This window comes from Rheinheimera pacifica (assembly GCF_900108485.1).
GTDB classification, from domain to species: Bacteria; Pseudomonadota; Gammaproteobacteria; order Enterobacterales; family Alteromonadaceae; genus Alishewanella; species Alishewanella pacifica.
Genome location: NZ_FNXF01000006.1, coordinates 90,233 through 117,109 on the forward strand (window position 1 = coordinate 90,233; position 26,877 = coordinate 117,109).

At 47.1% G+C, this 26,877-nt stretch carries 17 protein-coding genes; all 17 read left to right on the forward strand.

Annotation, left to right across the window (positions count from 1 at the left end; translation table 11 throughout):
- Positions 1-51: 51 nt before the first annotated feature.
- The 17 genes from BLW68_RS09825 to BLW68_RS09915 all read left to right on the forward strand — a co-directional run bounded on the left by BLW68_RS09825 (position 52) and on the right by BLW68_RS09915 (position 26,869).
- Positions 52-1,512 carry an AAA family ATPase gene (locus tag BLW68_RS09825; RefSeq protein WP_092792813.1) on the forward strand — a complete coding sequence of 487 codons (1,461 nt, stop codon included), beginning with the start codon at positions 52-54 and terminating at the stop codon, positions 1,510-1,512.
- A gap of 5 nt (positions 1,513-1,517) precedes the next feature.
- A complete protein-coding gene (locus BLW68_RS09830) occupies positions 1,518-3,347 on the forward strand; it encodes a protein kinase domain-containing protein (protein ID WP_092792815.1) in 1,830 nt (609 codons plus the stop codon).
- A gap of 151 nt (positions 3,348-3,498) precedes the next feature.
- Complete coding sequence (locus tag BLW68_RS09835) at positions 3,499-3,972, forward strand: GAF domain-containing protein (protein WP_092792818.1); 474 nt, start codon at positions 3,499-3,501, stop codon at positions 3,970-3,972.
- Positions 3,969-4,277 carry a hypothetical protein gene (locus tag BLW68_RS09840; RefSeq protein WP_092792821.1) on the forward strand — a complete coding sequence of 103 codons (309 nt, stop codon included), beginning with the start codon at positions 3,969-3,971 and terminating at the stop codon, positions 4,275-4,277. The genes BLW68_RS09835 and BLW68_RS09840 overlap by 4 nt, the downstream gene beginning before the upstream one ends.
- Positions 4,264-4,983, forward strand: coding sequence for an RNA chaperone ProQ (gene proQ, locus BLW68_RS09845; protein WP_245728311.1), 720 nt, complete (start codon positions 4,264-4,266; stop codon positions 4,981-4,983). Before BLW68_RS09840 ends, proQ begins: the two co-directional genes overlap by 14 nt.
- A 17-nt stretch (positions 4,984-5,000) precedes the next feature.
- Positions 5,001-7,025, forward strand: a complete 2,025-nt coding sequence (prc, locus tag BLW68_RS09850; RefSeq protein WP_092792824.1) for a carboxy terminal-processing peptidase — start codon at positions 5,001-5,003, stop codon at positions 7,023-7,025.
- A gap of 87 nt (positions 7,026-7,112) precedes the next feature.
- Positions 7,113-8,444, forward strand: a complete 1,332-nt coding sequence (locus tag BLW68_RS09855) for a sodium-dependent transporter (RefSeq protein WP_092792827.1) — start codon at positions 7,113-7,115, stop codon at positions 8,442-8,444.
- Between the two features lie 79 nt (positions 8,445-8,523).
- Positions 8,524-9,990 (forward strand): Na+/H+ antiporter NhaC, encoded by a 1,467-nt coding sequence (gene nhaC, locus BLW68_RS09860; RefSeq protein WP_092792829.1) that lies wholly within the window; start codon positions 8,524-8,526, stop codon positions 9,988-9,990.
- Positions 9,991-10,070: 80 nt separating this feature from the next.
- A complete protein-coding gene (gene pepN / locus BLW68_RS09865) occupies positions 10,071-12,656 on the forward strand; it encodes an aminopeptidase N (RefSeq protein WP_092792831.1) in 2,586 nt (861 codons plus the stop codon).
- The gene (locus BLW68_RS09870) at positions 12,656-12,877 is read left to right on the forward strand and encodes a DUF2835 family protein (RefSeq protein ID WP_177172202.1); all 222 of its coding nucleotides are present in this window, start codon (positions 12,656-12,658) and stop codon (positions 12,875-12,877) included. The genes pepN and BLW68_RS09870 overlap by 1 nt, the downstream gene beginning before the upstream one ends.
- Before the next feature lie 318 nt (positions 12,878-13,195).
- Positions 13,196-15,286: a DUF1302 domain-containing protein gene (locus BLW68_RS09880; protein WP_092792838.1), complete on the forward strand. Its 2,091-nt coding sequence runs from the start codon at positions 13,196-13,198 to the stop codon at positions 15,284-15,286.
- A gap of 16 nt (positions 15,287-15,302) precedes the next feature.
- A complete protein-coding gene (locus tag BLW68_RS09885) occupies positions 15,303-16,664 on the forward strand; it encodes a DUF1329 domain-containing protein (protein WP_092792840.1) in 1,362 nt (453 codons plus the stop codon).
- An 80-nt stretch (positions 16,665-16,744) separates the two neighbouring features.
- The gene (locus BLW68_RS09890; protein WP_092792842.1) at positions 16,745-17,779 is read left to right on the forward strand and encodes a WD40/YVTN/BNR-like repeat-containing protein; all 1,035 of its coding nucleotides are present in this window, start codon (positions 16,745-16,747) and stop codon (positions 17,777-17,779) included.
- Position 17,780: 1 nt separating this feature from the next.
- Positions 17,781-20,096 (forward strand): efflux RND transporter permease subunit, encoded by a 2,316-nt coding sequence (locus tag BLW68_RS09895; protein ID WP_092792844.1) that lies wholly within the window; start codon positions 17,781-17,783, stop codon positions 20,094-20,096.
- Positions 20,097-20,322: 226 nt separating this feature from the next.
- Positions 20,323-25,161 carry an NAD-glutamate dehydrogenase gene (locus tag BLW68_RS09905; RefSeq protein ID WP_092792847.1) on the forward strand — a complete coding sequence of 1,613 codons (4,839 nt, stop codon included), beginning with the start codon at positions 20,323-20,325 and terminating at the stop codon, positions 25,159-25,161.
- A gap of 64 nt (positions 25,162-25,225) precedes the next feature.
- Positions 25,226-26,236 carry a quinone-dependent dihydroorotate dehydrogenase gene (gene pyrD / locus BLW68_RS09910; protein WP_092792849.1) on the forward strand — a complete coding sequence of 337 codons (1,011 nt, stop codon included), beginning with the start codon at positions 25,226-25,228 and terminating at the stop codon, positions 26,234-26,236.
- Positions 26,237-26,353: 117 nt separating this feature from the next.
- Complete coding sequence (locus tag BLW68_RS09915) at positions 26,354-26,869, forward strand: cell division protein ZapC domain-containing protein (RefSeq protein ID WP_092792852.1); 516 nt, start codon at positions 26,354-26,356, stop codon at positions 26,867-26,869.
- Positions 26,870-26,877: the final 8 nt, after the last annotated feature.

A 26,877-nucleotide genomic window follows, 5' to 3' on the forward strand; every position in this document is an offset into this window, starting at 1 on the left:
CCCACTCATTGTAGTGGGTTTTTTTATAGTGTTTTGGGCTCAGGGACTGCTATGCATGAATTTGATGATCTACGGGTATTGGTGCAGGCACACAGCCCGCTGATTGTAATTGAAAGTTACGAAGAGCCACGGGCCCTGTTGCTGATAAAACGGTTGGCGCTAAATTTAATGCGGCCGGTGTTTAAATGGACCATTACCGAAGGCCTGCAGCGGTTGGATAGTGAGCACAGTGCTCAGGCGTTTAATGCTGATCCCACAAACCTGCTGGCACAAATTAAAGCCACCCGTAACCCCGGTATCTTTGTGTTGTGCGATTTCCATCCGTTTTTGGCCGAGCCTAAACATGTACGCTATATCAAAGAAATTGCGCAGGCGCATGAACAGCTTGGCCATACTATTATGTTGCTAAGCCACGCTATAACGGTGCCATCCGAGCTGGCCCGTTTATGTTATCGCTTTGAGTTAAGCTTGCCGTCAGATCAACAAATCCGTCAGTTAGTACATGAAATGGCCGATAGTTATGCGGTTAAACAGGGCATAACGGCAGAGCTGACGCCGGATAATCTGACGCTGTTAGTACAAAATCTGCGCGGTTTAACCTTTGAAGAGGTAAAGCGCTTAGCCTACAAAGCCATTGCTGATGATGGCGCTGTTACTGCCGCAGATATACCGCGGATTAACCGCGCTAAGTTCAGCTTGTTGCAAACTGACGGTGTGTTGTCGCAGGTATTTGACAGCGTAAGCTTCAGTAACGTTATTGGCCTGGCTAACCTTAAACATTGGATAGCACAGCGCCAACAGGCATTTATTCAGCAATTGCCCGACACCCCCAAAGGCCTGTTGTTAACCGGGGTGCAGGGCACCGGCAAAAGCCTGGCGGCCAAAGCCATTGCCGGCAGTTGGGGCATGCCGCTGCTGCGGTTGGATATGGCCGGGCTGTATAACAAATATATTGGTGAAACCGAGAAAAACCTCGCTCAGGCGTTAGCGCTGGCTGATGCAATGTCGCCCTGTGTGTTATGGATAGATGAAATTGAAAAGGGCTTATCCGGTGGTGATAGCGACAATGGCGTTACCCGGCGTCTACTCGGCAGTTTCCTGACCTGGTTATCTGAGCGTAAATCGCAGGTTTTTCTGGTGGCTACCGCCAACAACATTCACGAGCTGGCGCCAGAGCTGCTGCGTAAAGGCCGCTTTGATGAAATTTTCTTTGTTGATTTGCCCACTGAAGATGAATGTTTACGCCTGCTCAAATTGCACTTAGCTAAACGCCAGCTGAGCTTAACTAACGAAGCGCTGCAGTCGGCGCTGGCGTTATGTCGTGGTTTTTCCGGTGCAGAGTTAGAGCAGGCGGTAGTTGGTGCCGGTTTCCGTGCCCGCGCGGGTAACGCTGAATTTAGCTTAGCGCATTTAGTAGCAGAGCTATCGGCTACCCAGCCACTATCGGTGGTTATGGCAGAGCAGGTGAGTGCGCTGCGCCAATGGGCGCTTGAGCGCTGTGTTAAGGCCTAGTGCAGATGCAAGATAAAAACCAGCTGCGAAACTTTTATATCCCGGAAGAGCAGTCTATTTATTTGCTTAACACCAATGATGCTAAAAAGCTGAAAGATTGGGTGGCGTTGTGTATTTCTGAGCTGGAAAAGCTGGGCTATAGCGACATTGAGTTGATTGGGAAAGGAGCCTATGGTTTTGCTTTTGCTGGCTTAGATGCCAGTAGTCAGGCCTGTGTATTTAAGTTTTCCCGTATTAATTTGCCACAGCACATTCAGGAGAGGCTGGCTGACGAAGCTTATATGTTATCGCAGGTGCAACACCCGAATGTACCGCGCTATATCACCTATCAGGTAGTTAAAAAGCAAGGCATTCTGATGATGCAGCGTGGCAAGGGCATTGATTTAGAACATTACAGTTTGCAGCATGGCCGTTTAAGTGCCCGGCTATTAATTGATATTGCTTGCCAGTTGGCAGACGTACTGCTGGCGCTGCGTAGCCATCGCAAAGATGGTGAACTTCAGCCGATAGTACATGGCGATGTCAAACCCTCTAACCTGGTGTTTGATGAGCAAAGCGGCATGGTTAGTTTAATTGACTGGGGCTCATCGGTGTTTGCCCAGTTAGATGCCAATGGCCAGTATTTATCCAATAATGTAATGCAGTTGATGTCGGCAGATTTACAAACCTCTAATGCCCGTATGGGGGATGTATATTTTATTGGCCCCGAGCAACGCACTGGCGCCTTGTCCAGCCCCAGATTTGACGAACAGGGAGTTGCTGGCACTTTATATGCGTTGGCATCCGGCCAGTCTTGCCGTTTCGGTAGCAAAGCGATACCTGCACGCAGCCTGGGCTTGCCGGTCGAATTTGCCACTATGCTCGATAGTATGTTGTCCGATGATGCTCAGTTACGTGCTCAGGCCGGTGATTATTTTTTGCAACATATGCCACGGTTAAAACATTTGGTATTACCAGAACTGCCGTTGTTTGAAGATATTGCCCAGCTACCGGTTTGGGTAAGCCCGCAGGTTCGGGAGCTGGATACCGTTGTTTATTCTTCACGTAAGTCTTTTTTACGAGAGCACAGTGAAGAAGAGGGCATCGCTTATGTTGATGATGTGCAATTAGAGCGCTACTACAAGAATTATCTGGCAGGTATGGGCGAAACAGAAAAAGCCTTTGTTGCAGCAGTAAGCCGGCTGGCCCGTTTTCCCGTTGTTGGCGGCCTGGCTATTCACTGGCAGGCCAGTGGCATTTATATTGACTCCAGCCTGAATTTATACGATACCAGCCTGGCAGAATCTTTTGCTTTGTCAGTAAATAATGTGGTGACTTTAGCGCGCGCTATTGCCAAAGTCGGTATTTTTAAAGCCTGCTTATTTAATGCACGCAATACTATTCACATCAGCCGCAGCAGCATTACTGAGCCTTTTGTTGCTGCTGGCGACGCGCATATTCCTTACCAGCTGGCGCCTGTATTAAGTACTGAAGATGCCAGTAAGCAACACTCCTATTTTGAGGATGGCAGAGATCCTGACGAGCAGTTAGTGTTACCCGATGCCATTATGGACGACATTGCCCGGCTTAATTTAATCCGCCATACCGGCTGTATTATTTTTGAAGTTACCGCCTTGTATATGAAGATCCATAGCTATTACCGTTTGCTGGACCCGGCAGCAGAGGTTGAATTTAACCGCTTATTACAAAGTATTCTGGCCAAAGTGGCGTTAATTAGTGGTGAAGGGGTTGGTGGGTTTATGAAGCTGCCCTATAAAGACACCCGTTTTTTCAGTCATCAGGCGCAGCAACCGGTACGTTACTACCCGTCAAACCCGCATAAAATAGTCAGCTGATAGCCGGTTAATTGTATAAATCTCAGTCAAACAGGCTCAGTTCACAACTAAAACAGCCCAGGCGTGGAAATCTTTGCCCTGAAGTGGTTTAAATTCTCAGGTAAAACGAGTAATGTACGGGTTTTGAGCATTAGTCAGAAACCTATATTTCATGTCTACCGATAAAACCGCGTTATACCGTTTGCTAAACCAGCAAGCGCAGGCGTTGATCGACGGTGAAACCGATCTGATAGCCAATATGGCTAACCTCAGTGCATTATTATTTAATCAGCTACCGGATTTAAACTGGGCTGGCTTTTATATCATGCGCGCAGGTGAACTGGTGTTAGGACCGTTTCAGGGCCAGGTCGCCTGTGTACGTATTGCCGTAGGAAAGGGCGTTTGTGGCACTGCTGTTGCTACAGGGCAAGTGCAACTGGTGAAAGATGTGCACGAATTTCCCGGCCACATTGCCTGTGATGCAGCCAGCAATTCAGAAATAGTATTACCACTGCGCCACAAGGGTGAAATTATTGCCGTGTTGGATATCGACAGCCCGCTTCTGGCGCGGTTTGATTCTGATGATCAGGCCGGCCTTGAGCAGTTGATTAAATTGTTTGAACAGCATCTGGCAGTAACACTATGAAAGATACAATTTCTATTCACGATTATTTGTTTGATCAGGCAGATATCGGTGATTGGGAAGGTGAAGAAGAGCTGGTAACTGACAAGATAAACGCTGTTTATCACGCTGTATGGCAACATTTGCCGGAAGATATCAGTAGTGTTCAGGTTGAGCAGTTATTGCCCGCTATCTGGGATGAACTGCGTGGTGGCACTGTGCTGCTGGAAGCTGACGAAGATGAACTAATAGATTGGGCGTTGGCTTATGTTCGCCAACAGCTGGAAGAAGGCAAGCCGGATGCGGATGCCGCAGATGAAGAAGAGTGAAGCGTTAATGACCACCCCAACTGAACAAAATGTAAAAGCGGCAACAGTAAAAGATGTACTGGCATATCTGGCAACACAGTTTCCGGCATGTTTTAGCCTGACCGGTGAAGCTAAGCCACTGAAAATTGGTATTTTTCAGGATCTGGCCGAGCGTTTGCAAAATGATGCTACCGTGAGTAAAACTCAGTTACGCCAGGCGCTGAGAATTTATACCTCCAGTTGGCGGTATTTGGAAGCAACCAAAGAAGGGGTAAGCCGGATAGATTTAGATGGTGTTGCCGGTGAGCCAATTGATGCTTCTCAGGCAGAACATGCCAGTAAACTATTAGAAGAAAGCAAAGCCAAAGCGGCTGAAAAGCGTAAAGCCAAACTGGCCGAAGCTAAAGCAAAAAATCCGCCGCCAGCCGTAACAGACAAACCTGCTTACAAAAAAACACCGAACAAAAAAGCAATTCTGCCCTCTAAAAGCACTAAGGTTAATCAGAAGCCTGTTTCTCAATCACAGCCAGAAAAAGCACCTGTGCCAGCAGCTGCATTGCAGCCAGTGGTAACGGGCCAGGTTATAGTTGGTAGTAAAGTACTGATTAAACTTGGACAAAATCCAATGCCAGCAACGGTACTGGAAGTGCATAAAGACGATGTGACTGTGCAACTGGGTTCTGGTATGGTTGTGAAAACTCGTCAGGACAGTTTGTTTTTGGCCTGAACAACACAGAGTAGCTTATGAAAAAACATTCAGCACTAGCAATAGCATTTCTTGTCGCCTTTGGTCTTAATGCCGCTCCTGATGCAGCGAAAGAGCCTCTGGTATTGCCAACTATGGCGCAGGATGCACAACATGCCACCGCCAGTAAGCGGATCGCCGCACTGTTCACCCGTGGTCATTACACTAATGTGCAATTGGATGATGCACTGTCTTCCAGAATGTTTGATACCTATCTTAAGAACCTCGACTATTACCGCAACGTATTAACTAAAGCTGATGTAGATGGCTTTGAGAAATACCGCGATCAGTTCGATGATGGTATTAACAAAGGTAACCTCGGTTTTGCCTTCGAAATGTTCAACCTGACATTGAAGCGGCGTTCAGAGCGTTTTGATTATGCGCTGCAACTGCTTGATAAAGGCTTTGATTTTACCGTTGAAGATCAGTACTCCTATGACCGGGAAGACGCAGCATGGCCAGCTAGTGATGCAGAGCTGAATGAAATCTGGCGGCAAAGAGTTAAGTTTGATGCGCTGAACCTGAAACTGGCAGGCAAAGAGGCTGAGGAAATTAATACTATCCTGGCTAAGCGCTACCGCAACACGCAAAAGCGTCTGGCCCAAACGGAAAGTGAAGATGTATTTCAGCTGGTAATGAATTCTTTTGCCCGCAGCATTGAAGCCCACACTTCTTATTTATCACCCAGAAATGCTGATCGCTTTCAGCAGGAAATGAACCTGTCGCTCGAAGGTATAGGTGCGGTGCTGCGTGCCGATGAGGACTACACCGTAATACAAAGCCTTGTGCCCGGCGGTCCGGCTGATTTAACGCAAAAGTTAAAGCCGAAAGATAAAATTATCGGTGTCGCGCAGGATAAAACCGAGTTTGTCGATGTTATCGGCTGGCGGCTGGATGATGTGGTAGACCTTATTAAAGGCCCTAAAGGTAGTACTGTGCGGCTGCAGGTTGTTGGTGCAAACGATATTGGCACCAGTCAGGCTCAGGTTATTACCATAGTGCGGGATAAAATCCGTTTGGAAGACCGCGCGGCAAAAGCGGAAGTGTTTAAGCCGGTATTGTCTGAACTGGATCAAAAAATCGGTGTGATCAGCATCCCTGGTTTTTATAATAACCTTGCCGACGATGTAAAAAAGCTGCTGGCTGATTTGAAAACAGAAAAAGTCGACGGCATCATTGTTGATTTACGTGGCAACGGCGGTGGTTCTTTACAGGAAGCGACCTTGCTGACCGGTTTATTTATTGACCGTGGCCCGGTCGTTCAAATCCGCGAAGGTGACGGCAAGGTATCCGTGTCGCAAGACAATGACGGCGTCAGCTACTATGATGGTCCGTTGACCGTAATGGTAGACCGTTACAGCGCTTCAGCATCAGAGATTTTTGCTGCAGCTATGCAGGACTACGGCCGGGCGTTAATTGTCGGTGAGCAGACATTTGGTAAAGGAACAGTGCAGCAACACCGTGGACTGGGCCGTATTTACGATATGTTTGAAAGCCCGCTGGGCAGTGTGCAGTACACTATTGCCAAGTTCTACCGTATTAACGGTGGCAGTACGCAGCACAAAGGCGTGATCCCTGATATTCAGTTCCCTACAGCCATAGATCCGGCAGAATGGGGTGAGAGTAAAGAAGAGTATGCTTTGCCGTGGGATTCCATTAACGCCGCAAACTACACCACTTTAAATGATCTTTCTCAGTTGGTGCCTGCGTTGCAGCAAAAACATCAGGCCCGCATTAGCAAAGAAGCTGAGTTTCAGTATCTGATGCAGGACATTGCTGATTATAAGCAGCAAATGAACGATAAAACGGTATCTTTGCGTGAGGCAAACCGTGTTGCTGAGCGTGATGAGAATAAAGCAAAGCAATTAGTCAGAACGAACGAGCGCTTAAAACGTTTGGGCTTACCTGAAGTTACATCACTGGATGATGTGCCGGAAAAGGTAGAAAAAATAGACGCGTTTTTAGAAGAGGCGGCCAGCATCACTGCTGATCTGAAAGCCGTAACCCGGCTGGCAAAAAAGTAACCATAAGCTATAAACACACCCTATAAGGCGGTATTAATTACCGCCTTTTGTTAATTTGAAAAACATAATAATTATAAAGGTTTAACTATGAGTGCACGCGGTGAGTTTTCATCGAGGATCGGCTTTGTTCTGGCTGCATCAGGATCTGCCGTTGGGCTTGGCAATATATGGGGCTTTCCTTCTCAGGTTGCCAGTAATGGCGGTGCTGCTTTTGTATTGATGTATCTGATCCTGGCTTTTTTACTGGCCTATCCGGTGCTGATGGCCGAGTTATTGATTGGCCGTGCAACCAAGTCTAATGTAGTTGATGCGCTGGGGCAGATATCCAAAGGCCGCTCGGGCCGTTTTGCCGGTATCTGCGGGCTGATTACCGTTTCATTGATCCTGGCTTTTTATGGCATAGTCGGTGGTTGGATGCTGGCTCATACGCTGGAAGCCCTTGCTAGTCTGGTGGGCTTTAATGATCTGGCGGATTGGCTTATTTCGTTTTCGTTAAGCCGCAATATCATTTTTTGCGCACTGTTTATGTTGCTTACCGTTGGTATTGTCAGTGGTGGCGTTGTTAATGGTATCGAGCGCTGGTCGGTCAGATTAATGCCAACGCTATTTGTCATTATGTTGTTGCTGTTTGGCTATGTCATGACTCAGCAAGGTGCAATGGAAGGGTTGAGAGTTTATCTTTTACCTGATTTTGCAGAAGCACTGAACCCTGATTTACTGATTAGTGCCATGGGGCAGGCTTTTTTCTCCATGTCACTTGGGGTCGGCACTATGCTGATTTATGGCTCTTATGTGAGCCCAAAGGAAAACCTGCCCAGACTAGGTGCCGCGGTATCTTTAGTTGATATTGGTGTGGCAGTGTTAGCTGGCTTGCTGATTATTCCTGCAATGTATGTTGCTTTACACAACGGCGTGCAGATTTTCGGTGAAAGTGGCCAGCTATTAGCCGAAGATACGCTTATCTTTACTGTGTTGCCTTCATTATTTAGCACCATGGGCATGGTAGGGTTGCTGGTTGCACTGGCTTTTTTCCTGCTGATGTCTATTGCTGCGCTGACTTCATCTATCTCAATGCTGGAAGTTCCGGTGTCATATATGGTGGAGCACCGTAAAATTGCCAGGCAAAAGGCCGTTTGGTTAGTGGCTGCCGTCATTCTTACTGCCAGCCTTGTTATTATTTTCAACTTTGACAGTTTGTTTGGCTTTGTTATTACATTAACTACCCGTTACAGTCAGCCTTTACTTGGGTTGATGCTGTGTATCTTTGCCGGTTGGGTCTGGAAGCGCAATGCCATTTTGCAGGAACTGAAAAAAGGTGATGTACAGGCCGAGTACAGCTGGTTCTGGCGGATATGGCCATGGTACGTTAAGTTTGTCTGCCCACTGATTATAGCCGTCATGTTCTATCGGTCTTTGTAAGCAGTAGCAAATATAAGCATAACAATAATAAAGGTGTCAGGCGCTGCAGGCGCCTTTTACCAATCGGAGTAAAAAATACATGACTGAAAAACAACCCAGCTTTCTCGATGCTGCCATTCCTCTGGTCGTGCTGATAGTGTTGCTATCTGCCTCGGTATATCTATTTGCTGATAACTCATCTTACGGGCCCAATCAGATAGCCTTATTTATGGCAACGGCCGTAGCGGTTGTTATAGGTCTTAAAAATGGTTATCGCTGGTCAGTGATGGAAAAAGCCATGGTGAAGGGTATTTCACTGTCTTTGGGGGCGGTGCTGATCCTGTTGTCGGTGGGGGCATTAATTGGCACCTGGATGTTGTCTGGCACGGTACCTACGCTTATTTATTATGGTTTACAAATTTTAAGCCCAAGCTGGTTTTATGCTGCAAGCTGTTTGTTATGCGGTATTGTCGCAATGAGTATTGGTAGTTCCTGGACTACCGCAGCAACAATAGGTGTTGCCTTAATTGGCGTTGCCGGAGGCCTTGGGCTGTCACCGGCGATTACTGCCGGTGCCATAGTGTCGGGCGCGTATTTTGGTGATAAATTATCGCCGCTGAGTGAAACAACCAACCTGGCACCCGCTGTTGCCGGTGCAGATTTATTTGATCACATCAGACATATGCTCTGGACAACCATTCCCAGTTTTATACTGGCGTTACTGTTGTTTACGATTATTGGGTTTAATTCTGATGTCAGCTCTGATATCGCACGGATCGATCAAATAAGCGATGTGTTACAGCAGAACTTTTCTATCAGTGTTGTATCGCTGGTGCCGTTGTTTGTTCTGTTAGCTATGGCGATAAAGAAGGTGCCGGCCTTCCCAACGGTATTTATCGGCGCTCTGCTGGGCGCGGTGTGGGCGGTATTTTTTCAGTCTGAGTTATTAAGCCGGCTTGTGGAGCAGGATATACCGGCAGCGGTAGGCATTACCAAATTGCTTTGGTATACCCTGCATGCTGGTTTTAGTATTGATACCGGCAATGACAGCCTGAATGATTTACTCAGCGGTGGCGGTATGTCCAGTATGCTGAACACCGTCTGGTTGGTTTTCAGTGCCATGATGTTTGGGGCTACCATCGAGAAAATAGGCCTGTTGCGTAAATTTGTTACGTCAATTTTATTTTTTGCCCGCAGCACTGGCTCGTTAATTACCAGTACTATTGCTACCTGCTTCGTTACAAATGTTCTGACAGCCGATCAGTATATGTCTATTGTTATGCCTGGCCGGATGTTTAAAGAGGAATACGAACGCCGGGGCCTGGCGCCGGTGAATTTGTCCCGTACCCTGGAAGATGGCGGTACCATTACCAGCCCGCTGATACCATGGAATACCTGTGGTGCCTACATGCACAGTGTGCTTCAGGTTAGCCCGCTGGACTATGCATTCTATGCATTCTTTAACCTGATCAATCCACTGTTAGCTATTATTTATGCCTATTGCGGTATTAAAATACTGCGCCTGACCCCTCCTGATTCAGTCAGGCCACAAACTGCTAAAGTGTAGCCGGAAAAAAGCCTGAGTTGTTCAGGCTTTTTCGTCATTATACTTAGCTGTATCGTTGTTTATTTTACCGGAAGCCTGCTATGTCTGAGAATAGTTTACCGCGCACGGCCAAGCGCCTTACAGATTACACTGCACCTGCTTTTAGCATTAGTCACGTTGATTTGTGTTTTGAACTGGACGCAGAGGCAACACGTGTCACCTCTGTACTGCAAATTAAACGCAACCGGGCTGATGTACCGCTAAAACTGGACGGGCAGCAACTGACATTAATTAGCATAGCGCTTGATGGCCAATTGCTGGACACAACAGATTACCAGCTTGATGCAGACAGCCTGACAGTATTTACTGTTGCGCAGCAGTGCGAACTGACGATCATTTGTGATATTGCACCGCAGCACAATACCGCACTTGAGGGCCTGTATATGGCCGGCAACACTTACTGCACTCAGTGTGAGGCAGAAGGCTTTCGTCGTATCAGTTATTTTCCAGACCGGCCAGATGTACTGGCAGAATACAAGGTCACCATTAAAGCCGATGCTGAGCGTTACCCTTATTTATTATCGAATGGTAATAAGGTATCTGAGCATATTGACAGCGATGGCCGCAGAGTAGTGCAGTGGCATGATCCTTTTCCTAAGCCTAGTTATTTGTTTGCTCTGGTTGCCGGAGATTTTGATGTTCTGACAGATAAGTTTATTACCCAATCTGGCCGTGAGGTGAGTTTGCAGTTGTTTGTTGATAAAGGAGCAATAACCAAAGGCAGTTTTGCACTGGAGTCGTTAAAACGCGCCATGCAATGGGATGAACAGCGTTACGGCCTGGAATATGATCTGGATATTTACATGGTAGTCGCGGTGGACTTCTTTAACATGGGCGCCATGGAAAACAAAGGCCTGAACATTTTTAACAGTAAATATGTTTTGGCCGATGCTGCCAGTGCAACTGATCGCGATTACTTTAATATTGAGTCAATTATTGGCCATGAATATTTTCACAACTGGACAGGCAACCGTGTTACCTGCCGTGATTGGTTTCAGCTTAGCCTGAAAGAAGGTTTAACTGTTTTTCGCGATCAGGAATTCAGTGCTGATATGGGCTCTGCCACGTTGTGCCGCATAGATGCAGTTAAGCTGATACGCACCGCCCAGTTTGCTGAGGATGCCAGCCCGATGGCACATCCGATCAGGCCAGAGCAAGTGCTGGAGATGAACAACTTCTACACTGTTACTGTGTATGACAAAGGTGCCGAAGTGATCCGCATGCTGCAAACCCTGCTGGGGCGCGATACCTTTGCCAAAGGCCTCAAGCTGTACCTTCAACGGCATGATGGCCAGGCAGCAACCTGTGATGATTTTTTACAGGCAATGCAAGATGTTGCAGCGCAGGATTTATCACAATTCCGTTTATGGTACAGCCAGTCTGGTACGCCATTGCTAACTGCCGCGCAGCGCTATGACGCAACACGCTCACAGCTGATATTGTCACTTGCGCAGCAAACACCCCCTACAGCTGATCAGGCAGAAAAACAACCACTGCTGATACCGGTGCAAATTGAATTACTGTTTAACACCCAGGCTTCACAGCGACATTTATTGTTGCTAAACGAAAGTGAACAGCAGTATCTGTTTGAGGGAATAACAGAAGCACCAGTGGTAGTGTGGCTGGAACATTTTTCCGCGCCGGTGAAACTGGCCGCACAGTACAGTGATGATGACTTATTGTTGATTGCCCGCCAGGCAACTGACGGCGTTGCGCGCTGGGATGCAATGCAACAGTTCTGGAGCCGCAAGATAGCGCAGCAAGTCACATCAAACGCCAGTGAAGTTGCACTGCCTGCAGCGCTATTTAAACTGCTGCAGCACTGGCTGGAACAGCCCGGCACAGATATGGCTATGACAGCAGAATTACTGACACTACCTGATTTTGATACGCTGGCTGAGCAATATCAGCTGATTCCGGTAGATAAACTACTAAGCAGTATTAGCCGGTTTAAGCAGCTATTGGCTGAACAACTGGCCAGGCCGTTAAGTAGCTGTTATAACGCACTGAAAACCGGGCCCTATCAATATCAGGACAATGACGTTGGCCTGCGAAAATTGCGCGCAGTCTGCCTGAATTATCTGGCGCAACTCAATGACAACCAGCCATTACTGCATACGCACTATGTAAACTCAGACAACATGACCGATACTATGGCGGCTTTGGCAGCTGCCCAGCAGTCAAAAGCCGCAGTGTTTAATGAGTTGATTGCTGACTTTGCCAGTCGCTGGCAGCATGATGCCTTAGTAATGGACAAGTGCTTTGCACTGGTGGCATCGCAGCCTGGTGAACAAGTGTTTGAAGCGATAGACACCATGCTGACTCATCCGTTATTTAGCTGGAAAAACCCTAACCGGGTACGGGCATTATTTTCAGCCTTCAGTTTACGCAATCCGCAGCAGTTTCATCGTATTGATGGCAAAGGATATCAACTACTGGCCGATACCGTATTGCGGCTCGATCCGCTTAATCCGCAGGTAGCAGCACGGCTGGTAACGCCGTTATTAAGCTGGCGGCGGTTTGACGACGAACGTCAGCAACGTATGCGTGCTGCATTGCAGCAGATCGCAGGGCAAAGCAGTATTAGCAATGATTTGTATGAAAAGGTTAACCGAAGTCTGGATTGATGCGCAGATATTTTTTTAATGCCAGCCTCAGTGCTGAACAGTGCTATGGTTATTATCGCGGAGATATAAAATACGTGGTAGTGACTGCAGATAATGGCGAGCGGATTCAATTGCAGTTTAGGCATTTCCAGCGTTATGTCGACATAAATGGTTTGCGCGGGCGTTTTCGTTTAACGCTGGCAGATAACGCTAGTTTTGTCGCGTTAGAAAAAATTAATTAGAGTATGTACTTTAAACGGTGAATTAAAACAATAGCTTGCAGTTACTGCTGGTTTGACCTTTAATTTCATTAGCTTATAGCTGCTTATTGGGTGCGGTGCAAAAAAGGTTAAACCAGAGCGTGGTAAAAAAGCCCAAAACATAACCGTTTTTGAAAAAAACTGAATAAAAATCAACAGATTTACGTAACAGCAAGCCTTGCTTGCAGCTTGAAATGATGTAATTATTTTAATGAAGTAAGCTGAGCTCTGATCAGTTGGCTTGATAATATAACTAAAAAGACACTTATAAAAACCTGCGGGACAGGGGGAGATAACGAGATGAATAAAAGGTCAATAACCTTTGCTAAGAATCCCTTAGCCTTAGGTGTTGCATCAGCGCTGTTTGCCTTGTCAATGGCACCGGTGCATGCAGCATCCTGGAGTTTGGGTGACGTAAATATTACTTTCGATTCTACATTTTCATACGGCGGCAGCTGGCGTGCCGAAGACAGAAATTGGGATACTATCAGTAAAGTTAATCACCCCCGTTTCGATTGGGACGGTTACAATGCCGCAACGAATAATATTTATTTGCCCTCGCAAATCTGGCAGGAGCCGGGGGCTTATTCAAGTAATGGCGACGCCGGTAATCTGAACTACGACAAAGGCGATATGTTCAGCAGTCTGTTTAAAGGTTTGCATGAGCTGTCTATTACTAAAGACAATATCGGTTTGTTTACCCGCTTTATGTATTTTTACGACTTCGCGTTGATGGATAAAGACGGCGCCTATACCAACCCCGTATCGGGTCAGAAAGTTGATCCTTGTGCTGACAAAGATGCCCGTGATTTAACCTGCCGTGATGTCCGCTTACTGGATGCCTACGTATACGGTAATTTCAGTTTTAACAACGGTATGAACCCGGTTACCGTTAAAGTGGGGCAACAGGTGTTAAGCTGGGGTGAAAGCACCCTTATCCAGCATGGTATCAATATTACGCCTATTGATGTTGGCGTGGCGCGTGCGCCAGGGGCTGAGTTAAAAGAGGCTTATATTCCGGTTGGTATGGCAACCATCAGCATCGGTTTAACTGATAATCTGTCAACCGAGTTGTTTTATCAGTACCAGTGGGTAAACAGCTATCTGCCGGTGCCTGGCACTTATTTTTCTACCAATGATTTTGCCGGTGAAGGTGGTTATTTACAAAACGTGCAGTTAGGTTTTGCCGGTAACCCGGATATTGACCTTGCTCATGTGCTGGCCAATCTGAATGCGTTGGGCTCTGCCGTTGGCAGTGGGGCACTCAGCCCTGCACAGGCCGGCCAGGCTTATTTAGCTTACCCAACTAAAGTAACATTGCGCCCTTACGGCAGTGCCGGTGAAGTAGAGCCTAAAGACGGTGGCGAGTACGGTATTAAGTTCGAGTATTTCGCACCGAACCTGAATGACACTGAATTTGCTGTGTATTACATGAACTATCATAGCCGTGTACCGGTTATTTCTGGTATTGCCTCAGACTTTTCGCAAATTCCTGCAGATATCGGCCGCTTGGTGAATATGGCTGCAAATGGTGGTGTAACTAAAGACAATATTGCCAGCCTGGCGGCGTTCTCAAAAGCGCTGGTTGAGTATCCAGAGGATATTCAGCTGTATGGTTTTAGTTTTAACACTACCTTAGGTAATACCTCTGTTGCCGGTGAATTAGCTTATCGTCAGGATGAACCTTTACAAATTGACGACGTGGAAATTCTGTATGCCGGTATGCCAGAGCAACTTGCTAATGCGGGCTTACGCCCTGATTTAGCCGGTATTTCTCAAATTGGCCGCGATATTGGTGTTAAGGTGCAGCCTGGCCAGAAAGCTAACGGCTTTATCTTAAGAGACACTATCCAGGCTCAAATGACGTTTACGCATTTATTTGGCCCGTCACTGGGCGCTGATAACTTGTCGATGCTGGCTGAGGTGGGCGGTATCCGCATTCAGGATATGCCGGATCAAAGCGTATTACGTTTGAATGGCCCGAATACTGATCGTAGTGGTGGACCATTGTTGGGCTGGGATGCCAATGGCAATCTGGTAAACAAAGATGGTTTACATACAGGTGTGTCAAATGGGGCTGAAACAAACCCATTCCCAACAGCATCGGCCTGGGGTTACCGTTTATTGGCTAAAGCCGATTACAACAACGTGTTTGCCGGGGTAAACCTGTCACAACGTGTTGTGTTTTCGCATGATGTTAACGGTATTACACCTGATCCGTTATTTTTGTTTGTCGAAGATCGTAAGTCGCTAGCGTATGCCATTAGCTTTGACTATCTGAATAAATGGTCAGGCGAATTGTCTTACAACATGTTCTGGGGCGGTCAAGGCACAACAAATAACGTAGAAGACCGTGACTTTATCTCTTTTAACATTAAGTACTCTATTTAAGGGACGAGCACTAATTATGAAGAAACTCACCCTAATTTCGTCAGCCATAGCTCTGGTGTTAAGTTGCTCAGTTGCAGCAAAAATTACTCCCGAGCAGGCCGCCAGACTGGGCAATGATTTAACACCGCTTGGAGCAGAGAAAGCGGGCAATGCCGACGGTTCTATCCCAGCATGGAATGGCGGTATTACTGCTGCCCCTGCCGGTTATACTGCAGGTATGCATCACCCCAATCCCTTTGCCGATGATAAGATCCTGCTCACCATCGACAAATCTAATCTGGATCAGCATAAAAACCTGTTAAGCCCGGGCCAGATTAAACTGTTTGAAATTTATCCTGATACATACAAGATGAATATCTATCAAACACGCCGTACAGCATCCTATCCACAGTATGTTTATGATGCGACAAAAAATATTGCTACCAAAGCCGAGCTTATTGAAGGCGGTAACGGCATTATTAACGCTGCTATTGGTATTCCGTTTCCAATACCACAAAATGGCCTTGAAGCAGTATGGAACCACTTGCTGCGTTTTCGTGGTGTAGCGGCAAGCCGTAATGGTGGCCAGGCAGCACCTACAGCAGCAGGCGCTTATACGATTATCGGTTTTGATGAGCAGATAATGTTCAAGTATTCAGAACCTACCGCAACAGCTGAAGCTCTGACAGCCGAAAACATACTGTTCCGCTTTAAGCAGGGCGTAACGTCGCCGGCACGTTTGGCAGGTACTGCTTTGTTAGTGCATGAAACCATGGACCAGGTGAAAACACCACGCCAGGCCTGGACATATAACACCGGCCAACGTCGTGTGCGTCGTGCACCCAATGTTGCCTATGATGCACCGGGTACAGCGTCTGACGGTCTGCGTACCACAGATGATTTTGATATGTTTAACGGCTCGCCTGATCGTTACAACTGGACGTTGAAAGGCAAGCAGGAAATGTATATTGCCTATAACGACTACAAGCTACACAGCAATCAGGTGAAGTACGCTGATTTACTGATGCCCGGTCATATTAACCCGGAGTATATCCGCTGGGAAAAACACCGGGTGTGGGTAGTTGAAGCAGCATTAAAAGACAATACCCGTCATGTCTATGGCAAACGTGTGTTTTATATTGACGAAGACAGCTGGCAAATCCATGTTGCGGATCTGTATGACAACCGCAACGAATTGTACCGTGTCGCGGTGGCTCATGGTCTGAACTACTATGAAGTGCCAACGCACTGGAGTACCTTAGAGGTATATCACGACCTTAACTCACGGCGTTATATTGCTCTGGGTCTGGATAACGAAGATAAAATGTATAATTTCTCCGTTAACCTGACAGATGCTGATTTCACGCCGGCAGCACTGCGTCGTGAAGGTACGCGTTAAGTAAAGTTTAAATCCGGTTACGGTTGGCTTAGTGCCAACCGTTTTTATTTAGAAAGTTTAATAGAGTAAATGCTCAGATTATGTTGAATAAATTCATCTGGTTATTGGCAGCAAGTGCTGTAGCTGCCGTTACACCATTTATGATGCAAGCACAGCAGAGCGAGCCTCAGGCCGCTTATCAGATGCCGCAGGCAAGTAAGGCACTGCTGACAGATCTTGTAAAAGTGAATGGGCAGCAATTAGTTGCTGTAGGCGAACGAGGACATATTCTGCTTAGTCAGGACGGCCAGAGCTGGACCCAGGCACAAGTGCCGGTGCAGTCGAATTTGAGCAGCGTGTACTTTATTAATCCGCAGCAGGGTTGGGCGGTTGGCCATGATGCCACTATTTTGGTAACTGCAGACGGTGGTGTAAGCTGGCAGCTACAACATTACTCGCCAGAAACAGATAAGCCGCTGTTTGATATTTACTTTGCCGATGCGCAAAAAGGCATTGCCGTAGGGGCCTACGGTATTTTCTATCGCACGGATGACGGCGGTAACAGCTGGCATAAGCATTTTCATGAAGAATTGTTACTCGAAGAAGAGCGAGAGTATTTAGCTGAACTTAAAGAGACAGACCCGGAAAGCTATCAAATTGAAACCGAAGCCTTATTACCGCATTTTAACCGGTTTTATGCTGACGGGAATGCGTTATATATGATTGGTGAGGCCGGTTTTGCTGCAAAAAGTATTAATTTTGGCGATAGCTGGCAGCGGCTTGATGCATTTTACAATGGTTCTTTGTTTGATATAACAGGTACACCACAAATGGCATTGCTGGCGGTTGGCCTGCGCGGCCATGCGTTTATCAGCCAGGATCAGGGCCAGCACTGGCAACAAATAACGCTAAACAGAAATGCGACATTAAACAGCGCATTTTCCGATGACAATGGCGCAGTTTATCTGGTCGGTAATGCCGGTACTTTGCTTATCAGTCGGGACGGTGCAGCAAGTTTTACGGATTACTCCCAAGCTGATGGTAAAGCCATAATCAACGGCCTGGTATGGCACAACCTGTTAGTACTGGTAACCGAAACCGGTGTCAGAACGATCAACCTGAGTGAACTGAAATAAGATGAGTTTAAATCGTTTGGTTAATAAGTTTGAGTATACGCTGTTTCGTCATCGTGCTCTGGTCATGGTGGCATTTCTGCTGGCAACGCTATTTTTACTGTTTAAAGCTACCAGTATTAAACTGGATGCCGCTTTTACAAAAAATATTCCGTTAAAACATGAATATATGCAAACCTATTTGCGCCACGCGCAAGATTTTGGCGGTGCGAATAATATCCTGATTTCATTATGTGATGATAGTGGCAATATTTTTAATGCCAACTTTTTTAATACCTTACGTCAGGCCCACGACGAGTTGCTTTACACTTCGGGTGTTGACCGGGTACAGGTTAAATCATTATTCAGCCCCAGCACCCGTTTTGTTGAGGTTGTTGAGGATGGTTTTGCTGGTGGGCCAGTGATCCCGGCAGATTTTGTTGCCAATGCCGCAGGCTTGGCCAAAGTAAAAGAGAATACCGAGAAAGCTGGCGTAGTAGGCCGCATGGTGGCTGATGATTATAGCTGTGCCATGATTTCTGCCCAGTTGCTTGAAGTTAACCCCGATACCGGCGAAAAGCTGGACACCATTAATTTTGCTTCAGTGCTGGAGCAGAATATCCGCGGTAAATATCAAAGCGATAGTATCAGTGTACATATTATCGGCTTTGCCAAAATGGTGGGCGATGTGGCGGATGGCGCCAAAGGTGTGCTGGTATTCTTTGCCATAGCTATTGCTATAACCTCAATAATGGTACTGTTTTTCTGCCGCTCACTCATGCTAACTCTTTTACCCATTGCCTGTTCGCTGATTGCGGTGGTTTGGCAAATGGGCTTGTTGTCGGCACTAGGCTTTGGTATTGATCCGATGTCGATTCTAGTGCCATTTCTGGTATTTGCCATTGGTGTCAGCCACGGTGTGCAGATGATTAACTCTACCGGCAAGCGGGTTGCTGCCGGGATGAATGCTAAAACAGCGGCCCAGGCCAGCTTCAGAAAGCTGCTTGTGCCAGGTGGTGTAGCGCTGTTATCTGATACAGTTGGCTTTTTAACCCTGCTGATTATTGAAATTGGTGTTATTCGTGAATTAGCGATTACCGCCAGCTTAGGTGTGGCAGTAATCATTCTGACTAACCTGATATTGCTGCCGGTGCTGATGTCTTTTGTTAAGTTCAGCAACCGCTACAAAGAGCGCGCGGCGGCGCCAACACCTAAAACAGATAAAATCTGGTTTGCGCTGTCAGCCTTTGCTACCCGTAAATATGCTGCTGTTATTTTGCTGGTTACTGCTGCGTTGTTTGTATTTGGCTATTTGCAAAGCCAGCAGGTTAAAATTGGTGATTTACATGCCGGTGCGCCGGCGCTGCATGAAGACTCACGCTACAACCAGGATACATTTTTAATTACCGACCGTTATGCCATTTCAGTCGACTACTTAAATGTAATGGTAGAGACAATTCCCAGTGCCTGTACTGAACACGACATTATGGCAAAAATCGACAAATTTCAGTGGTTGATGGAAAACGTCGAAGGTGTGCAGTCAGCGGTGTCATTACCTTCTGTGTCTAAAGCTATTAACGCAGCTTTTAACGAAGGGAACGCTAAATGGCGGGTACTGCCACGCAATACGCAAAGCCTGGTACAGGCCTCGTCCCGTGTTGAAACCAGTACAGGCCTGCTAAATGCCGACTGTTCTGTTATGCCGGTTATTTTGTTTTTACAAGACCATAAAGCTGAGACGATTGAGCGGGTGGTATCAGCAGCTAAGCTATACGGTGCAGAGCTCGGTGACGAGCAAACGCGTTTTATGCTGGCGTCTGGCCCGGCGGGGGTTATGGCAGCAACCAATGAAGCGGTGTCTGAAGCTCAACAGCCGATGATATGGTATGTGTATGGTGCAGTCATTTTACTGTGTTTGCTCAGTTTCCGCTCACTGCGCGCAACTATTTCGGTGATCCTACCTTTGTATGTGGTGTCTGTACTGGCGACCGCCTTGATGACAAAACTGCAGATAGGTTTAACAGTATCAACATTACCTGTTATTGCGCTGGGGGTAGGCATCGGCGTTGATTACGGTATTTATATTCTGTCGAACATGACACAGATGCTGCGCGATGGTATGCCTGTGCGCCAGGCCTACTTTGAAGCACTAAAAGAGCGCGGCAGTGCAGTGCTGTTTACCGGTATTACCTTAGCCATTGGCGTAAGCACCTGGGTATTTTCGGCACTGAAATTCCAGGTAGACATGGGTATTTTGCTGACCTTTATGTTTATCGTAAATATGCTTGGCGCCATTTTAGTGCTGCCGGCACTGGCGGCATTTTTATGGCGTAAAAAGTAAAATAAATTCTGCATGAATAAACACGAAAATGGCCGAAAGGCCATTTTCTATTTAAAGTGGATGAATAAGTTGTCAGAGCCTTTAAAAATCACTGGTTTAACCAGCATAAAAGCCCCAAATAATACTCGAAAAGCGCTACAATTGGCACTACACTGCGCAGCTGACACGATCCGGTATGTTCGGTACATCCTGCTGCTAAAGCGGTGACTGCAAAAAGGATAAAAAAATGGCACTGATAGACGGTCAACCCTCTGTTCTACTACAAAACGTTAGCAAACTGATTAAACAAAAAGTGAAAGACCAGGTCAGCCTGGTTGAAAAATTCGCTTACACCCTGTACGGCAACATGTCGAATGAAGACTTAGTTGGCCGTAATGACAGTGATTTATACGGCGCCGCGCTGAGTTTATGGCAGACTTTTAACGGTCATGCTGAGCCTGCGTCGATGATCCGGGTATTTAACCCGGAAATTGCCAAGCATGGCTGGGAGTCTAAACACACTATCGTAGAAATAGTGGTACAAGACATGCCATTTCTGGTGGATTCGGTACGCATGGCATTAAACCGCCAGTCAATAGCGGCGCATTTGCTACTGCATTATCCACTGCAAACTGAGCGCGACAGCAAAGGCCAAATCACTGATTTCTTTAAGCTGGGTAGCAAAGCTAAAGCCAGCACCCAGCAGACGGTATTTCATATTGAAATTGACCGTCTGACAGGTAAAGCCGCCATTGACAGCTTAACCGATGAACTGCATTCGGTAATGGAAGATGTATCGCTGGCAGTACAAGACTGGCAACCCGCCCAGGACAAGCTGCAACAGGTTATTAAGGCGCTGCCCAAACAAGCCGGTAAAGCCTCTGCCGAAGATATTAAAGATGTCACCGAGTTTTTAAACTGGCTGGCCAAAGATAACTTTACCTTGTTGGGCTACCGTGAATACACCATTGGCCCGGTAAAGGGCGATTATAAAATCAGTGGCATTGATGCCACATCACTGGGTTTAATGCGCCGTTCTGCTGCGCGCGATCTGATGTTGTCTGAACTGCCGGAAACCGGCCGTAAGCAAGCTATTAGTAACGGCTTGTTGATCCTGACTAAAACCAATAATAAATCCCGCGTACATCGCCCGGCGTACATTGATTACATCGGTGTGAAAAAGTTTGATAAAGATGGCAAGGTAATTGGTGAAGACCGCTTTATTGGTCTTTACTCGTCATCGCTGTACAACAACAGTGCGGCAGACATTCCACTGCTGAAAAACAAGCTTGCCACTGTGATGCAAAAATCTGAGTTTGCCACCGGCACGCATGCTTATAAGGCACTGCTGAATATTCTGGAAACCTATCCACGCGATGAGCTTATTCAGGCAACCGCAGATGAGTTGCTACATGTGGCTATGGGTGTACTGCAAATGCAAGAGCGTGATATGACACGCCTGTTTATGCGCAAAGACAGCTTTGGCCGCTTTGTTACTGCTATGGTGTATGTGCCGCGCGAGCGTTACAACACCCAGCTGCGTAAAGAAACCCAGGCCATATTGCAAAATGCGCTCGGAAGCGCAGAACCGGTTGAGTTTACAACTTATTTCTCTGAATCTGTGTTGGCACGTACCCATTATCTGGTGCGGATCAACGATAGCCATGTCGAGTATAAAGTGAAAGAAATTGAGCGTAATTTAGTTGAAGCGGCCCGCACCTGGGAAGATAAATTAGAAAGCGCCTTACTGGGTGTCTACGGTGAAGCCCGCGGTCGTGAGCTGATTGGCAAATACGTTAATGCTTTCCCGCGCAGCTACAAAGAAGAAATGCTGCCAAACGACGCGCTGGTCGATATCGGTAAGCTCGAGGCATTAAATGATGATCATAAGCTGGAAATGCTGTTTTACCGGCCACAGGAAGAAAAAGCCGATAGCAAAGCGGTGCGGCTGAACCTGTTCCATAAAGATCATCCGATCCATTTATCTGATGTATTGCCGATGCTGGAAAACTTCGGCCTGCGCGTTATTGGTGAAACACCCTATGCAGTTAAATGTGCCGATGGCAGTGTCAGCTGGATTTTAAACTTTGCCATGGAGCTTAACTGCGCTATACCGGCCGATTTTGAAGCCGCACAGCAGTCATTCCAGGATTCTTTTGCCAAAGTATGGGCAGGCCAGTTGGAAGATGATGGCTTTAACCGTCTGATCCTGGGCGCTGGTTTAAGCGGGCGTGAGGCATCTTTACTGCGTGCGTTAGCTAAATATAAACGCCAGATTGGCGGTACCTTCAGCCAATCTTATGTTGAAAGCACTTTTGCCCGTTATGCTGAGCTGGCAAACTTGCTGGTGCAGCTGTTTAACAGCAAGTTTGATCCCAAGTCCAAAGCCAGTAGCAAAGTGGCCGATAAACTGGAAGAGCAAATTGCTTCTCAGCTGGAAAACGTGGCTAACCTGGACGATGACCGTATTGTGCGCCGTTTTGTCGACATGATTAAAGCGACGTTGCGTACCAACTATTTCCAGAAGAATGCTGAGGGTAACGATAAACCCTATATTTCTTTTAAAATTAAGTCTGGTTTAATTCCGGATATGCCATTGCCTACACCGATGTTTGAAATTTTCGTGTACTCGCCCAGAGTTGAAGGTGTGCATCTGCGCTTTGGTAAGGTCGCCCGCGGTGGTTTACGCTGGTCTGATCGACGTGAAGATTTCCGCACCGAGGTGCTGGGGCTGGTAAAAGCCCAAACGGTAAAAAATACAGTAATAGTGCCTACCGGCTCCAAAGGTGGTTTTGTCTGTAAAAAACTGCCGGAAACCGGTGGCCGTGAAGCTTTCCTCAATGAAGGTAAAGACTGCTACCGTACCTTTATCCGCGGTTTGCTGGATGTAACAGATAACATCGTGCAAGGCGTAATAGTGCCGCCAAAAGAGGTGGTGCGCCATGACGAGGACGACCCGTACCTGGTCGTAGCGGCCGACAAAGGTACTGCTACTTTCTCAGATATTTCTAACGGTATTTCAGAAGAGTATAACTTCTGGTTAGGTGATGCTTTTGCCTCCGGTGGCTCTAACGGCTATGACCATAAGAAGATGGGTATTACCGCGCGCGGTGGTTGGGAGTCGGTTAAACGTCATTTCCGCGAAATTGGCATTGACTGCCAAACCACAGATTTTACCTGTGTCGGTATAGGTGATATGGCCGGCGATGTATTCGGTAATGGTATGTTGTTGTCAAAACACATCCGCCTGCAGGTAGCGTTTAACCATATGCACATCTTTGTTGATCCGAATCCGGATTCGGCAAAAAGCTGGGAAGAGCGTAACCGCATGTTTAACCTGCCTACGTCCACCTGGGATGACTATGACAAGTCATTAATTTCAGAAGGCGGTGGTATTTTCCTGCGCAGTGCTAAAGCGATTAAACTTTCAGCTCAAATGAAAGAAATGCTCGGCACCACTAAAGCTAGCATGACACCGAATGAGCTGATCCGTGAGGCATTGATGATGCCGGTCGATCTGATTTGGAACGGCGGTATCGGTACTTACGTTAAAGCCACCAGCGAGAGCCATGCAGAAGTAGGTGATCGTGGTTCAGAGCCGCTGCGGGTGAATGGTAAGGAGCTTAAAGCAAAAATCTTCGGTGAAGGCGGTAACTTAGGTTGTACCCAACGCGGCCGTATCGAATTTGCCATGCATGGCGGCCAGATCAATACCGACTTCGTTGACAACGTCGGTGGCGTAACCTGCTCGGACAACGAAGTAAACATCAAGATTTTACTAAATACGCTGGTGGCCGGTGGCGATCTGACACTGAAACAGCGCAATAAAATACTGTTTGAAATGACAGATGATGTAGCCGCTATTGTTATTAAAGATTGCTACCGTCAAACCCAGAGCATCAGTGTGTCATCGTTACTGGGCGCTGAGCAGTTAAAAGAATACACCCGTTTTATTCATACGCTGGAAAAAGAGGGTAAGTTAAACCGCGAGCTGGAGTTTTTACCCTCAGACGACGAACTGGCTGATCGTATGGCAAAAGGCCAGGGCCTGACCCGGCCAGAACTGTCTATCCTGACAGCTTACGGCAAGATGGTGCTAAAAGAGCGGCTGGTACTGCCTGAGATCTACGAAAACAACTACTTCAAACGCCAGTTGTTTGCTGCGTTCCCGCAAATGCTGCAGGATAAATATGCTGCAGAAATGGAAACACACCCACTGAAAGCCGAAATTATTGCCACTAAACTGGCCAATATGATGGTAAATGAAATGGGGCCTAATTTTGCTCAGCGTATGCTGGAGGAAACCGGCGCCGGTGTCGGTGAAGTAACATTGTGCTACGCCATCGCCCGTGATCTGTTTGATGTATCTGCCATGTGGCGCAAGATTGAACAGCTGGACAACATTATTGCGGCTTCACTGCAAAGCAAGCTATTCCATCAGCTGCGCCGCACTATGCGACGCGCCACCCGCTGGTTCCTGCGCCATCGCAATAAGGCGTTGGATATTCAGCAGACACTGGACTTCTTTAAACCTGCTTATCAGCAATTGAATAAAGAACTGGGTAATTATCTGGCACAAACTGAAGTTGAGCAGTTACAGCAAAAGCAAGCTGTACTGACAGAGCAAGGCGTACCGGAAGAAATCGCGCAATACCTGGCGCAACTGAGCACGGTATTCTCGGTAATGGATATTGCTCAGGTAGTGGATGCCGAAAAAGTACCACTGGCTATGGCAGCAGAAATATACTTTAAGCTGGGCGATAAACTGGATCTGCACTGGTTCCTGGAGCAAATAACCAATCAGCCGGTGGCGAACCACTGGCAGGCATTGGCACGGGCTTCCTACCGTGAAGAGCTGGACTGGCAGCAACGTGCTCTATCTGCCGTAGTAGTGCGTAGTTGTGGTAAATCTTGTGCCGCAGATGAGGTGATTAACAGCTGGCTGACCGAGCATGAAGCGATACTGGAACGTTGGCGCCTGATGCTGGCTGAGTTTAAAACCACGAAAAACCACGAGTTTGCTAAGTTCTCAGTAGCATTACGTGAATTAATGTTGTTAAGTCACCACTGTGACCCTGTAAAATAACAACCTTACTGGCTACAATACCCCGGCTTGTCCGGGGTATTTTTTTGTTTTTATAAGGCCGTTTATGTTTTATCCAATAGCACAGAAATTGATGTTCGCCTGTGACGCCGAATGGTCACATAATTTTGCCCTTGGCAGCTTAAAGCATTTGGCTCATACGCCTCTGGCTGGTTTATGGCGCCAAACATTGCCATTAAAGCCGGTTACCGTGGCCGGTATCCATTTTGATAACCCGCTGGGTTTAGCTGCCGGGCTGGATAAAAATGCCGAATGCATTGATGCTTTTGGCCAGATGGGCTTTGGTTTTATTGAAGTGGGTACCGTAACGCCAAAACCACAGCTGGGAAATGACAAACCGCGTATTTTCCGTTTGCCACAGTCTCAGGCCATTATTAACCGCATGGGCTTTAATAACAAAGGCGTCGATTATCTGGTAGAAAACGTAAAAAAAGCCAGCTATAAGGGCGTGCTGGGTATTAATATCGGCAAAAACAAAGATACACCGAACGAGCAGGGCAAAGATGATTATGTGCACTGTATGCGTAAAGTGTATGCCCATGCCAGCTACATTACTGTGAATATTTCGTCACCCAACACGCCGGGTTTACGCGATCTGCAATTTGGCGATGCATTGTACGATTTATTGCAAAGTGTGAAAAATGAACAGCTGGATTTGCAGGCGCAGCAGGATAAATATGTGCCGGTGTTCGTAAAAATTGCGCCGGATATGGATCTGGTGGCGGTAAATCAGGTTGCCGAAACCCTGCTGAAAAGCAAAATGGACGGTGTTATTGCTACCAATACCACACTGGACAGAAGCCTGGTGCAGGGGCAGCGTTATGCCGATGAAGCCGGCGGTTTAAGCGGGTTACCGGTAAGAGATAAAAGCACCGAAGTACTGCGCCAACTGCGTGCCGCTGTAGGCACAGCTATGCCGATTATTGGCGTGGGTGGTATTAGCGATGCCCGGTCAGCGCAGGATAAACTGAATGCCGGGGCGAATTTGCTGCAGGTTTATACCGGTTTTATTTATAAAGGCCCACAACTGTTGAAACAGATCGTAACCAGCTTATAAGGATCAGTAGCTGATCTTGCAATGTTAGAACAAAACAGTCTTTAACATCTTGATCAGCTTAGTGTATTTCTATAACTGTTTGATAAATAACCTACTTAATAAACCGCAGGTAAACCTATGCTCAGGCCATCAGAACGCTGGTTCTGGACTTACTGTCCATCCAAAGACCGCTTATTGCTGGATATCAGCGATGAGGCACAGTTTTGTTCGCCTTTTACTGCAAGTCAGCTGGTACAGCAACCTCAGTATCAGCCGTTGTCTATGGCAGAGGCTGAGACTTTCTGGGCTATTGATGAGAGTTTACAGCAACTGGATATGCCAGCAGCCGTGCGGTTGGAATTGTGCCTTAGTGCACTGTGCGCGCCGTTTTTACAGCAATTGGCGCATAAAAGCTGGTATTTTCAGCAGGGTAGCCAGTGCAATGCGGTTCAGTCGGATGTGGTAATACTACGTGGGCTAACTAACCAATATGCGTTGGTGCTGGCTACTGAACCTGATTGTGTAACCTGTTTATTGTTGGGTGAAATAAATACGCTGGCCGGTAAGACGCTACCGCGTTTGCAGGTGATACGTGTGCTGCGCAATCGAGTCAGTGCACTGGATGTGGTGTTGCCTTATCGCCATAGCGCCTGATTTTTACC